At 69.5% G+C, this 12,569-nt stretch carries 14 protein-coding genes; 10 read left to right on the top strand and 4 right to left on the bottom strand.

Annotation, left to right across the window (positions count from 1 at the left end; translation table 11 throughout):
* The first annotated feature begins 15 nt into the window (after positions 1–15).
* The 5 genes from otsB (at position 16) to KIT53_RS10765 (ending at position 5,436) form a co-directional block, all read left to right on the top strand.
* On the top strand, positions 16–756 hold the full coding sequence (gene otsB / locus KIT53_RS10785; protein ID WP_297751961.1) for a trehalose-phosphatase: 741 nt from the start codon (positions 16–18) through the stop codon (positions 754–756).
* Positions 753–2,570 (top strand): glycoside hydrolase family 15 protein, encoded by a 1,818-nt coding sequence (locus KIT53_RS10780; protein WP_297751958.1) that lies wholly within the window; start codon positions 753–755, stop codon positions 2,568–2,570. The genes otsB and KIT53_RS10780 overlap by 4 nt, the downstream gene beginning before the upstream one ends.
* Positions 2,570–3,952, top strand: coding sequence for an alpha,alpha-trehalose-phosphate synthase (UDP-forming) (gene otsA, locus KIT53_RS10775; protein ID WP_297751955.1), 1,383 nt, complete (start codon positions 2,570–2,572; stop codon positions 3,950–3,952). The genes KIT53_RS10780 and otsA overlap by 1 nt, the downstream gene beginning before the upstream one ends.
* Positions 3,953–4,024: 72 nt before the next feature.
* Positions 4,025–4,933 (top strand): mechanosensitive ion channel family protein, encoded by a 909-nt coding sequence (locus KIT53_RS10770; RefSeq protein ID WP_297751952.1) that lies wholly within the window; start codon positions 4,025–4,027, stop codon positions 4,931–4,933.
* Between the two features lie 62 nt (positions 4,934–4,995).
* On the top strand, positions 4,996–5,436 hold the full coding sequence (locus KIT53_RS10765) for a hypothetical protein (protein WP_297751949.1): 441 nt from the start codon (positions 4,996–4,998) through the stop codon (positions 5,434–5,436).
* 6 nt (positions 5,437–5,442) lie between these two features.
* On the opposite strand, the gene KIT53_RS10760 is transcribed toward KIT53_RS10765, so the two are convergent.
* The 4 genes from KIT53_RS10760 to KIT53_RS10745 form a co-directional block, all read right to left on the bottom strand.
* Positions 5,443–6,444, bottom strand: coding sequence for a glucokinase (locus KIT53_RS10760; protein WP_297751946.1), 1,002 nt, complete (start codon positions 6,442–6,444; stop codon positions 5,443–5,445).
* Positions 6,445–6,520: 76 nt separating this feature from the next.
* Entirely contained in the window at positions 6,521–6,967 is a 447-nt protein-coding gene (trxC, locus tag KIT53_RS10755) for a thioredoxin TrxC (protein WP_297751942.1), read from the bottom strand.
* A gap of 74 nt (positions 6,968–7,041) precedes the next feature.
* A complete protein-coding gene (locus KIT53_RS10750; RefSeq protein ID WP_297751939.1) occupies positions 7,042–7,236 on the bottom strand; it encodes a DUF2905 domain-containing protein in 195 nt (64 codons plus the stop codon).
* An 8-nt stretch (positions 7,237–7,244) separates the two neighbouring features.
* Positions 7,245–8,360 carry an SAM-dependent methyltransferase gene (locus KIT53_RS10745; protein WP_297752250.1) on the bottom strand — a complete coding sequence of 372 codons (1,116 nt, stop codon included), beginning with the start codon at positions 8,358–8,360 and terminating at the stop codon, positions 7,245–7,247.
* Positions 8,361–8,388: 28 nt separating this feature from the next.
* Between KIT53_RS10745 and KIT53_RS10740 the strand changes: the two genes are divergently transcribed.
* The 5 genes from KIT53_RS10740 to KIT53_RS10720 all read left to right on the top strand — a co-directional run bounded on the left by KIT53_RS10740 (position 8,389) and on the right by KIT53_RS10720 (position 12,569).
* Entirely contained in the window at positions 8,389–9,180 is a 792-nt protein-coding gene (locus KIT53_RS10740; RefSeq protein WP_297751937.1) for an SDR family oxidoreductase, read from the top strand.
* A gap of 7 nt (positions 9,181–9,187) precedes the next feature.
* Positions 9,188–9,568: a dihydroneopterin aldolase gene (locus KIT53_RS10735; protein WP_297751934.1), complete on the top strand. Its 381-nt coding sequence runs from the start codon at positions 9,188–9,190 to the stop codon at positions 9,566–9,568.
* Positions 9,569–9,593: 25 nt separating this feature from the next.
* The gene (locus KIT53_RS10730; RefSeq protein ID WP_297751931.1) at positions 9,594–10,856 is read left to right on the top strand and encodes a divalent metal cation transporter; all 1,263 of its coding nucleotides are present in this window, start codon (positions 9,594–9,596) and stop codon (positions 10,854–10,856) included.
* 62 nt (positions 10,857–10,918) lie between these two features.
* Entirely contained in the window at positions 10,919–11,845 is a 927-nt protein-coding gene (gene ttcA, locus KIT53_RS10725; RefSeq protein ID WP_297751928.1) for a tRNA 2-thiocytidine(32) synthetase TtcA, read from the top strand.
* A gap of 34 nt (positions 11,846–11,879) precedes the next feature.
* Positions 11,880–12,569, top strand: coding sequence for a DUF4136 domain-containing protein (locus KIT53_RS10720; RefSeq protein WP_297751925.1), 690 nt, complete (start codon positions 11,880–11,882; stop codon positions 12,567–12,569).

The raw sequence follows: 12,569 nt of genomic DNA, 5'->3' as shown, positions 1-12,569 counted from the left end.
ACGGTTGGGAGTTCGATGAGCACACTCCCCAGACTGCTGACAGACCGCTCGGCGCTGTTTCTGGACTTCGATGGAACCCTTGCCGACCTGGCCCTGCGGCCCGATGCGGTGGTGATCCCCCGGGAACTGGTGCCCCTGCTGGACCGGCTGCACGAACGGCTGCACGGCGCGCTTGCGCTGGTGACAGGCCGCGCGCGCGAGGACATCGAGCCCATGCTGTCGCCCTGGCGCTGGCCAGCGGCGTTCGAGCATGGCTCGGTGCGCCAGTCGTCCCATGGACTTTTCACGGAACCCGAGCCGGTCGGGCTGCTGCGCGTGCTGCGGGCCGCGCGCGAGCTCGCGGCGCGCCATGAAGGCCTGCTGGTCGAGCACAAGCGCACGTCGGTGGCACTGCACTTTCGCCTGGCGCCGGCACTGGAGGCCGCGTGCCTGGACACGCTGGAACGCGCGGTGGGCAACGATGCCCATTTGCAGTTGCTGCATGGCAAGGCCGTGATCGAGGTCAAGCCCTCGCGCGTGAACAAGGGGCTGGCGATCGAGGCCTTCATGCGGGAGACACCCTTCGCCGGGCGTGAACCGCTGTTCGCGGGTGACGACGTCACCGACGAGGCCGGCTTCGGCGTGGTGCAGCGCCTGGGTGGCGCGGGCATCAAGGTCGGCGCCGGTACGAGCATCGCGCGCCACCGTTGCGCCAGTCCCGAAGCCCTGCGCGCCTGGCTGGCGGACAACCTGATCCAGGAGGACACCGCCCCATGAACCACGAGCCAACGGGTTTCGCCCCGCCCGCGGCAGCCTCGCTGTCGCTGGGCATGGTGGGCAACTGCGCCATCAGCGCGCTGATCGACCCCCAAGGGCGCGTGGTGTGGTGCTGCCTCCCGCGTTTCGACGGCGACCCGGTGTTTCACGCGCTGCTGGGCGGCCAGCAGCCGGACCACGGGGCTTTCGCCATCGAGATCGAGAACCTGGCCGAAACGCGCCAGTACTACGAGCCGAACACCGCCGTGCTGGTCACCGAACTCTGGGACGAACAAGGCCAAGGCCTGGCCATCACGGATTTCGCGCCGCGGTTTCCCTCTCGGGGCCGTTTTTTCCGGCCCACCATGCTGGTGCGGCGCATCCGGCCGCTCAAGGGCACGCCACGCATCCGCGTGAACATCTCGCCACGTTTCGACTGGGGCCGCCTGCCACCCACCATCACCTCGGGCAGCAACCACATCCGGTACGTCGGCGAGCAGCAGACCTTGCGCCTGCAGACGGATGCATCGATCAGCCACCTGCTTGCGCGCCAGCCCTTTCTGCTGACCCGCGAACACAACTTCCTGCTCGGCCCCGACGAGACCCTGCAGGACGGCGTGGGCGACACCGCGCGGCATTTCGAGCAGGAGACGCTGGCCTACTGGCGCGGCTGGAGCCAGCGGCTGGCGCTGCCGCTCGAATGGCAGGACGCCGTGATCCGCGCGGCCATCACGCTCAAGCTCTCGCTCTTTGAGGACACCGGCGCCATCGTGGCCGCCATGACCACCAGCATCCCCGAGGCGCCGGGCACGCAGCGCAACTGGGACTACCGCTACTGCTGGCTGCGCGACGCCTTCTTCGTGGTGCGCGCGCTCAACAGCCTGGCCGAGGTGGGCACCATGGAGGACTACCTGCGCTGGCTCACCAATGTGGTGGTGGGCGCGGGCGGCGGCCATGTGCAGCCGCTGCACGGCATCGGGCTGGAACGCGAACTGCCCGAGCGCCTCTGCGACACGCTGCCCGGCTACCGGGGCATGGGGCCGGTGCGCGTGGGCAACCAGGCGCAGGAACATTTCCAGCACGACGTCTACGGCAACATCGTGCTGGCCGAGGCACAGGCCTTTCACGACCAACGCCTGCTGCGACCGGCGGGGCGAGCCGACTTCGAGCGGCTGGAAGCCGTGGGCGAGCAGGCCGTGCGCGTGTACGACAAGCCCGACGCCGGCATGTGGGAACTGCGCACGCGTGCGCGGGTGCACACCAGCTCGGCGCTGATGTGCTGGGCCGCCTGCGACCGCCTGGCCAAGATCGCGCGCACCCTGGCGCTGCCCGAGCGCGCCAGCCACTGGCAGCAACATGCCGACACCATGCGCGAACGCATTCTGCGGGAGTCCTGGAACGAGGAGCGGCAGGCTTTCGTGGAGAGTTTCGGCGGCCGCGACCTGGACGCCAGCGTGCTGCTGATGGCCGAGGTCGGCCTGATCGACCCCCGCGACCCGCGCTTCATCGCCACCCTGGCCGCGCTGGAAGCGCACCTGTGCGACGGCCCCTACATGCGCCGCTACGAAGCCGCCGACGATTTCGGCAAGCCGGAGACCGCCTTCAACATCTGCACGTTCTGGCGCATCGACGCACTGGCGCGCATTGGCCGCGCGGACGAGGCGCGCGCCATCTTCGAGACCATGCTGGCCGCGCGCAACCCGCTGGGCATGCTGTCGGAAGACACCCACGCCACCACGGGCGAGATGTGGGGCAATTTCCCGCAGACCTACTCGATGGTGGGCATCATCAACGCGGCGGTGCGGCTGTCCGCCCCCTGGGACTCGGTGATCTGATGGGCCGCCTCGTCGTCGTCTCCAACCGCATCGCCGACCCGCGCAAGACCGCCTCGGGCGGCCTGGCCGTGGCCCTGGGGCAGGCGCTGGAGGCGTCGGGCGGGCTGTGGTTTGGCTGGAGCGGCAAGGTGGTGGAGAACGGCACGCCCGGCGAGGGTGACCTGCACCTGCAGCAGGCCGGGCGCGTGCAACTGGCCACGGTGGACCTCAGCCGCGAAGACCACGACAGCTACTACCTGGGCTACAGCAACGGCGTGCTCTGGCCGGTGTTCCACTACCGGCTGGATCTGGCGGACTTCGACGCCGGTTACGTGGCCGGCTACCGGCGCGTGAACCAGATGTTCGCGCACAAGCTCGCCGGCCTGCTGCAGCCCGACGACGTGGTCTGGGTGCACGACTACCACCTGATCCCGCTGGCCGCCGAGCTGCGCGCCATGGGCTGCCGCCAGCGCATGGGCTTCTTCCTGCACATCCCGCTGCCGCCGCCGCTGATCCTGGCCGCGGTGCCGGAACACGACTGGCTGATCCGCTCGCTGTTCGCCTACGACCTCGTGGGCTTCCAGAGCGAGGCCGACGTCTCGCACTTCGCCCGCTACGTCGGCACCGAGACGCCGGCGGACGTGCTGGGCGAGCACGAGTTCCGCGCCTTCGGCAAGACCCTGCGCGCGCAGGCCTTCCCCATCGGCATCGACGTCGACGAGTTCCTGGAGCTGGGAGCAGGCCGCGAGTCGCAGGAGATGTACGCGCAGATGCGCGACGAATACTCGCGCCGCCGCCTGCTGGTGGGCGTGGAGCGCATGGACTACTCCAAGGGTCTGCCGCAACGGCTCAAGGCCTTCCGGCAGTTGCTGCAGAGCTACCCCGAAAACCTGGGCAGCGCCACGCTGATCCAGATCGCCGCGCCCAGCCGGGAATCGGTCGATGCGTATGCCGCGCTGCGCCAGGAGCTGGAAAGCCTGTGCGGAGCGATCAACGGCAACTTCGGCGAACTCGACTGGATGCCGGTGCGCTACATCCACCGCAGCGTGGCCCGCAAACGCCTGCCGGGCCTGTACCGCGCGGCCAGCGTGGCGCTGGTCACGCCCTTGCGCGACGGCATGAACCTGGTGGCCAAGGAGTTCGTCGCCGCGCAGGATCCGCAAGACCCGGGCGTGCTGGTGCTCTCGCGCTTCGCGGGCGCCGCGGAGCAGATGAGCGAGGCCTTGCTGGTCAACCCCTACGACACGGCGCGCACGGCCGAGACCATCCAGCGCGCTCTGCAGATGCCGCTGGAGGAACGCCAGCGCCGCCACCAGGTCCTGCTGGCGCAGATACGCGCACAGGACGTGCACTGGTGGCGCGAACGCTTCCTCGCCTCGCTGGCGGCCATTCCAGCTCCGTGAACCTTTTCGCCGCGGGCGACGGCCGCAGGGCCGTCGCCCGCTTTGCCTTTTCTTCTTTTCGGAGGACCCCTCATGAATGACAACCTCATCGACATCGCCAGCCGCTGGTGGGCCAACCTGGGCGGGGCAGCCGCCAGCCTCACGCGCATCGTGCTCATCGTCCTGGCGGCGTGGCTGCTGGTCAAGCTGCTGCACCGCGCCGTGCGCACGCTGCGCGAACGCATCGCCAGCCGCCTGGACGACCGCGAAGCCACCAAACGCGCCCAGACCCTGGACCAGGTGTTCCGCTACCTGATCGCGGTGGTGGTGAGCCTGGTGGCCGGCATGCTGGTGCTGGCCGAGGTCGGCGTCTCGGTGGCGCCCATCCTGGGCGCGGCCGGCGTGGTCGGCCTGGCCGTGGGCTTTGGCGCCCAAAGCCTGGTCAAGGACTACTTCACCGGTTTCTTCCTGCTGCTGGAGAACCAGATCCGCCAGGGCGACGTGGTCAAGATCGGCGACCACGCGGGCCTGGTCGAGGAAGTGACCCTGCGCTATGTGCAACTGCGCGACTACGACGGCAACGTGCATTACGTGCCCAACGGCACCATCAACACGGTGATCAACATGACGCGCGACTTCAGCAACGCGGTCATGGACATCCGCGTGGCTTTCCGGGAGAACGTGGAGGATGTGATGGGCGTGATGCGCGACGTGGCCGAACAGCTGCGCGGTGACCCGGCCTTCGCTCCCCTCATCCTGGCCGAAATGGAGATCGCCGGCGTGGACAATTGGGCCGACTCCGGCGTGGTCATCCGCTGCCGTTTCCGCACCCAGCCCTTGGAGCAATGGGGGATCAAGCGCGAGTACCTGCGCCGCCTCAAGGCCGCGTTCGACGCCAAAGGGATACAGATTCCGGTGCCTCACCTCATGGTGTACGCGGGACAGGACCGTGAAGGCCGCGCGCCGGCATTCGCCTGGCGCCAGCTCGGCAGCGAGGGCTGAATCCCAGGGCGGACGTGGGGAATCGCACGCCCCGCTTGGTGCGCCTGACGCCCTGTGCCAACATGGCACATCTTCAGGCGCTCACCATGCCCAACCGCAATCCCCTCAACCGTACGCTGGCCGACGGCATCCGGCGCATGGGATTTCGCAAGTGGTACGAGCGCGAGCTGCTCTCCAGCCACGCGCACATGGCCCTGGCCCTGCTCTCCGCGGTGGCCCTGCTGGCCAGCCTGGAGGCCCTGGGCGGAGGCACGCCCGGCGAGCAGTTCCTGGACCTTGCCTTCATCGTGGTGTGCGGCGTGATCACGCTGTGGTCGCTGCGGCGCTACATCTACCTGCTGATGCACGCCGAGGAGATGGCCAACCAGGCCAATTGCCCGCAATGCAAGGCCTATGGCCAGTTGCAGTTGGTGGAGGCACAGCACCGTCCCCAGGCGTCCTGGGTACCGGTGTGCTGCAAGCGCTGCGGCTTCCGCTGGAACCTGGAGGAGGACAGCGACTGAGACCGCTCAGCGCCGGTCCAGCGCGCGCGCTGCACCCAGCAAAGCCGGTGACTGGCTCGCCGTGATCACCCACACCGGAATGGACGCGAGGTAGGTCTCGAAGCGCCCCTTGGCCTCGAAGCGGCTGCGGAACGGCGAACGGTCCAGCCAGTCGCCCAGCCTGGGCACGATGCCGCCACCGATATAGATGCCACCCTGCGCACCCAGCGTGAGCGCCAGGTTGCCGGCCACCGCGCCGAGCACGGCGCAGAACATATCCAACGCCTCCACGGCCTGCGGGTGCCGTCCTGCCATCGCCGCGCCGCTGACGGCGGCCGCGCTGTCCAGCCCTGCCGTGTCCGCACCGTCGGCCTCGCAAAGCAGCTCGAAGGTGTCCAGCAAGCCCATGCCGCTGGCCACGCGCTCGGCGGAGGCGTGGCCATGGCGCCGCACCAGTGCATCCATGACCAGCCGCTCACGCCGCGTGGCCGCCGGCAGGGTGACATGCCCGCCCTCGCCCTGCAGCGGCACCCAGCCGCCGCGGCCATCGGGCAGCAGGCCCGAGACGCCCAGCCCAGTGCCCGGCCCAACCAGGCCGATGGCGGCGTCCACGCGCGCAGAGCCGCCTCCCACCTGGCGAAGTTCGTCGGGCGCCAGGTGCGGCAGCGCCAGGGCCAGGGCGGTGAAGTCGTTGAGCACGCGCAGGGACTGCAGGCCGAACTCGGCCTTGAGCGCGGCCTGGGAGAACGCCCAGTGGTGGTTGGTCATGCGCACCTCGTCGCCCGTGACCGGGTTGGCCATGGCAAACGCGGCCTCACTCGGGCGCCGCCCATGCAGGCCGGCCAGATAGGTGCGTAGCGCGTCCTGCAGCGAGGCCTGCTCCGCGACGCGCAGCACGCTGACGTGTTCGATCGGGGCCCCGGAGGCGTCCTGCCAGGCAAAGCGGACGTGGGTACCGCCGATATCGGCCAGCAGGCGGCCGCGTCCTTGGGACGGGAGGGAAGGAGAGGGGTGTGGCGCGACGGACATGGCCCCGACCATACCGCGCGGCACCGGCACCGGCCGGATCAACCCGCGTGGGTGCTGGGTTGCTGCCGGGTCCGGCTCAGCCGCGCAGGTGCGAGCGCGTCCAGCGCACGATGTCGGCCGCGCCCATGGCGCCGGGCTGGCGCGCCACCTCGCGGCCACCGACGAACAGCGCCAGCGTGGGGATGCTGCGGATCTGCAGGCGCGTGGCCAGCGCCTGGGCCTGCTCGGTGTCCACCTTGGCCAGGCGCACCCGGGGCTCCAGTTCGCGGGCGGCGGCCTCGAACTGCGGCGCCATCATGCGGCAGGGGCCGCACCAGGCGGCCCAGAAATCCACCAGCACCGGCAACTGCGATCGGGCGACGTGTTTCTCGAACGCGGCTTCGTCCAGCGCCACGGGATGGCCTTCGAACAAGGGCTGGTGGCACTTGCCGCAATCCGGCGCCTGCACCAGGGCGTCCGCGGCGACCCGGTTGGTGGTGTGGCAATGGGGACAGACGACGTGCAGCGGGGCATCGGCATTCATGAACGGCTCCGGAAGGGATTTCCAGCGCAGATGGGGCTGTTCCCTCCCGCTTCAAGACACTCCCTTGGGTATGCTCAGATGAGCTGGCCAATGAGGCTGGCCACGAAGCTGAGCACGATGGTGGTGGTGAAGGGCAGGAACCATTCGCGCCCGAAGGCGCGGAAGCGGAAGTCCCCGGGCAGCTTGCCAAAGCCCAGTTTCTGCAGCAGCGGTGTGAACCAACTGATGAGCAGCAAGGCCAGGAAGATGACGAGCATCCAGCGGATCATGGCAACGCCTACAGACGGTGGGTACGGTCGCCGGCCATGAAGCCCATGGGCACCCAGCCCGTGCTGCTGGCGGCTGGCGCCAGCGCCAGTACCTTGAAGAGTTCGCCCATCTCGTGCTCGTTCACGAGCTTCTGCATCAGCGCGTTGTCCCGCACACCGGCATCGCGGGCCTCCTCCACCAACCCGCAGTTGAGGAGGAAACGGCCCTGGCTGGTGTAGCCCAGCACGGCCAGGCCGGCGTCCTGCGCGGCCAGGGCCACGCCGGTGAAGTTGACGTGGGCGGTGATGTCCTTCTCACCCACCTCGGCCAGGGGGTTGGCGTCGCTGGTGTGGCCGCGGTGGCAGACCAGGGTGCCCATGGCGCGCTGCGGATGGTAGTACTCGGCCTCGGGAAAACCGTAGTCGATGAGGAACGCCGCGCCGCGCCCAAGGCGGTCGGCCAGGGTGCGAACGAAGGCTTCACCCTGGGGGTGGATCTCGGTCAGGTAGTCGTGCTCGCCTGGCACCTCGACCGGCGGCCGCAATGTGGTGGGGCGATCGGCCCAGGCCAGGCGGCCGGCGCCGTCCAGCGCGACGCCGCGCTCATGCCACGCGCCGCCGACCCGGGCCAGCAGTTGCACCGGCATCGCATCCAGCACCTCGTTGCCCAGCACCACGCCGGCCATGCGGTCGGGCAGCGCGTCGGCCCAGTGCACGCGGCCGGCGTGCGGGGCCAGGGTCTCGCGCTGCCGCTGGCGCAGGCTGCCCGAGACATCCACGATGGTGTAGCGTGCGGGCGGCTGGCCGTTCGCGGCCAGGGCATCCAGCACCTGCAGGGCCAGCGCGCCCGATCCGGCCCCGAATTCCCAGATCTCGTCGGTGCCGGTGGCTTGCAGCGCCTGCGCCACCTGGCGCGCCAGCGTGCGGCCAAACAGCGGCGTGAGTTCGGGCGCGGTGACGAAGTCGCTGCCGTCCTGCGGCAGGTGGCCGAACTGGCGCGCGCGCCCCGCGTAGTAGCCCAAGCCGGGCTCGTAGAGGGCCAGTGCCATGAAGGTGTCCAGGCCGATCCAGCCGCCGGCCTGCACGATGGCCTCGCGCACCCGCGCCAGCAGGGGGCTCGCTACACTCTCGGGGTCATTGGCCATGGGGGTCCGCACCCCCGGATTGTCCTTCATGTCGAGTACCGCCCCCGCCCCTTCCACCACCCCGCGCACGGTCCTCGTCACCGGCGCCGGCAAGCGCCTGGGCCGCGAGATCGCGCTGCTGCTGGCCCGCTCGGGCTGGAACGTCGCGGTGCACCACCGGCACTCCCAGGCCGAAGCCCAGCAGACGGCCGAGGACTGCAACGCGCTGAGCGGCAGGGCGGACAGCGCAGCCACCTTCCAGGCCGACCTGGCCGACGAGCACTCGGTGCGCGCGCTGCTGCCTGCCGTGGCGGCGCATTTCGGCCAGGTGGACGCGGTGGTGAACAACGCCTCCACTTTCGAGCACGACAGCGCCCAGACCTTCGGCTTCGCCGCGCTGGACGCCCACCTGCGCGCCAACACCGGCGCGCCCATCCTGCTGGCGCAGGCGCTGCATGCCCACCTGGAGGCGCGCGACGGCGAGGGTGTGGTGGTCAACCTGCTGGACCAGAAACTCTGGAACCTGAACCCGGACTTCTTCAGCTACACGCTGTCCAAGGCCGCCCTGGAAACCGCCAACACCATGCTGGCGCTGGCGCTGGCGCCGCGCCTGCGGGTGGTCGGCGTCGCCCCCGGTCTCACGCTCACCAGTCACCTGCTCAGCGACGACAGGTTCGCCGAACTGCACCGGCAATCCCCGCTGGGCCGCTCGTCCACGCCGCAGGATGTGGCGGCCACCGTGGCCTTCGCGCTGACCAACGGCTCCCTCACCGGCACCACGCTGCTGGTGGACGGCGGCCAGCACCTCATGCGCTTCGAGCGCGACTTCTCCCTGATGTGAGCGCACCATGCCGAAGTCCCTGACCTACGCGGGCACCCAGATCCTTACCCTGAGCGGCCTGCGCTTCAATGCCAATCTGGGCATCCTCGACCACGAGAAATCCTCGCCGCAACCGATCCAGGTGGACGCCGAGCTCAACCAGGGCACGCAGCCACTGATGCCGCACGACGACGACATCGGCCATGTGCTGGACTACCGCAAGGTCCGCCAGATCATCATCGACGAATGCACCGCCGAGCACGTCAACCTGCTGGAGAGCCTGATCGGCAAGCTCACGCGCCGGCTCATGCAGTTGCCCGGCGTGATCGGCGTGCGGGTGAAGATCGCCAAGCTGGAGATCTTCGAGGACTGCGAGGTCGCCATCCGCATGGAAAGCGGCCAGTGGTGACCAACGGGCCCGCCGGCCGACCCGCATGAAGCCAGCGGCGCTGCGGGCCAGGCTGAACAAGGGGCTTCGCCAGCTCGGCCCAGGTCTGATCACGGGTGCCGCCGACGACGACCCCAGCGGCATCGCCACCTACTCCCAGGCCGGCGCGCAGTTTGGTTTCTCCCTGCTCTGGACGGTGGTGTTCACGTTGCCGCTGATGGCGGCCATCCAGGTCATCAGCGCGCGCATCGGCCACGTCACGCGCAAGGGCCTGGCGGCCAACATCCGCGACGCCTTTCCGCGCAGCGTGCTGCTGCTCACGGTGGGTCTTCTGGTGGTCGCCAACACGCTCAACATCTCGGCCGACATCGCCGCCATGGCGGAGGCGCTGCGCCTGCTGATCGGCGGCTCGACCCACCTGTACGCCGCGGGCTTCGGCGTTGTCAGCCTGCTGCTGCAGGTCTTCCTGCCCTACCGCACCTATGTGCGGGGCCTCAAGTGGCTGACCCTGGCGCTGCTGGCTTACGTGGCGGTGGTGTTCACCGTGCGCCTGGACTGGTGGGCCGTCCTGCGCGAACTGGTGCTGCCACGGCTGAACCTGAGCAACGAAGCCCTGCTGATGGTGGTGGCGCTGTTCGGCACCACCATCAGCCCCTACCTGTTCTTCTGGCAGGCCGCGCAGGAGATGGAGGACACACGCGACGGGCCGCCACACTCACGCGCCAGCGTGCGCCGCCACCTGCGGCGCATCCGTCTGGACACCCTGATCGGCATGGGGTTCTCCAACCTGATCGCCTTCTTCGTGATCCTGAGCACGGCCGCCACGCTGCATGCGGCGGGCATCACCAGCATCCAGACGTCGGCCCAGGCCGCCGAGGCCCTGCGCCCCCTGGCCGGCGACTTCACCTTCCTGCTGTTCAGCCTGGGCATCATCGGCACCGGGCTGCTGGCCGTGCCGGTGCTGGCCGGCTCGGCCGGCTACGCGGTGGCCGAGGCCGCCGGCTGGAGCGGCACGCTCAGCGCCCGCCTGGACAAGGGCGAAGGCCGGGCCTTCTACGGGGTGATCTCGGCCGCCACGGTGGGTGGCGTGGTCCTCTGCTTCACCCCCATGGACCCGGTGCGCGAACTGTTCTGGGCCGCGGTGCTCAATGGCGTGATCGCGGTGCCCATCATGGCCGTGATGATGCTGCTGGCCAGCCGGCGGCAGACCATGGGCGAGCACGTGATCGGCCGACGCCTGCGCTGGCTGGGCTGGCTGGCCACGCTGGCCATGTCGGCCACGGTGGTGGCGACCCTGGCCACGTTCTGACGCCTGCGGGTACCATGCTTGTCCCGGCGGAGTGGATTCCGCCGCGCTGCCCGCATTCACCCATGGACATCGAATTCGAAAACCACAAGCTGGAAAAGCGCCTGTGCCGCGAGGTCGGCCGCGCCATCGTCGACTACAACATGATCGAGGAGGGCGACCGCGTGATGGTCTGCCTCTCCGGCGGCAAGGACAGCTACGGCCTGCTGGACATCCTGCAGAAGCTGCAGGCGCGCGCGCCGGTGCGCTTCGAGATCATCGCGGTCAACCTGGACCAGAAGCAACCCGGCTTCCCTGCCGACGTGCTGCCGGCCTACCTGACCCGGCTCGGCGTGCCCTTCCACATCGAGAACCAGGACACCTACTCCATCGTCAAGCGCGTGATCCCCGAGGGCAAGACCATGTGCAGCCTGTGCAGCCGGCTGCGCCGCGGCATCCTCTACCGCGTGGCCAGCGAACTGGGCGCCACCAAGATCGCGCTGGGACACCACCGCGACGACATCCTGCAGACGGTGCTGCTCAACATGTTCTTCGGTGCCAAGCTCAAGGGCATGCCCCCCAAGCTGGTGAGCGACGACGGCCGCCATGTGGTGATCCGCCCGCTGGCCTACGTGCCCGAGCGTGACCTCGCTCGCTGGGCCGAGATCCGGCAGTTCCCCATCATCCCCTGCACGCTGTGCGGCAGCCAGGACAACCTGCAGCGCAAGCAGGTGAGCCTGATGCTGCAGGACTGGGAAAAGAAGTTCCCCGGCCGTGTGGAGAACATGTTCACCGCGCTGCAGAACGTGGTGCCCAGCCACCTGATGGACCGCGACCTGCACCCCTTCACGGCGCTGCGCGCCACCGGCGAGGCCGATGAGAACGGCGACAAGGCCTTCGACCATGAGCCTCTGCCCGAACCGGCGCTGGCCGACCCGTCTGTAAAGACCGGGAACGCCACCGCGCAGCGCGGGGTCATACCGATTGCGGCGACAACGCCCGAGGCCTGCTGAAACCGGGATGCCCCGCCGCGCTGGAGGCCCATCCATGAAACAAGCAAGCACCCAACCCGCTGGCCTCGGCTGGCTCCGCGGTCTGCTGGCCGCGGTGGCGATGGTCGCCCTGAGCGGCTGCGCCAGCGTGTACCTGGTGGACAACCAGGTACAGAGCTTCGCCCGCTGGAGCGACCGGCCCGGCGCCAGTGCGCCTGCGGCGGTGCCACAGGCGCCGCAGATCTACCGCTTCGAGCGCCTGCCCTCGCAGACCCAGGGCCCCGGTGTCACCGGGCAGGACGAACTGGAGAACCTCACCGCGCTGGCGCTGGCCAAGGTCGGCTGGACGCGCGCCGAAGGCATGGCCGCCGCCCCATGGACGGTGCAGGTGAACGCCGCCACGCTGCGGCTGCCCCGCGCACCCTGGGAGGACCCGTACGACGGCTGGCGCGGCTTCGGACCGGGCTTCGGCATTCCAGGCCGGGACTACATCGTCACCGGTACCGGCCAGGTGATCTGGGCGCCGGTCTTCATGCGCATGGAGTCGCCCTACTACAAGCGACAGGTCTCCATCGTGGTCCGGCATGCCGCCAGCGGCCAGGTGGTCTACGAAACCCGTGCGGCGCACGATGGCCGCTGGAACAGCTCCAACGGCCTGTGGTCGGCGATGCTGGATGCGGCCCTGCGGGGCTTCCCCACGCCACCGGACGGGCTGCGCCAGGTGGACATCGAAGTCCCGCGCTGA

Source organism: Hydrogenophaga sp. (assembly GCF_026125785.1).
Classification (GTDB): Bacteria; Pseudomonadota; Gammaproteobacteria; order Burkholderiales; family Burkholderiaceae_C; genus Hydrogenophaga.
Note: the sequence above shows the minus strand (reverse complement) of the source record. Positions and strands in the feature narration are given on the sequence as shown.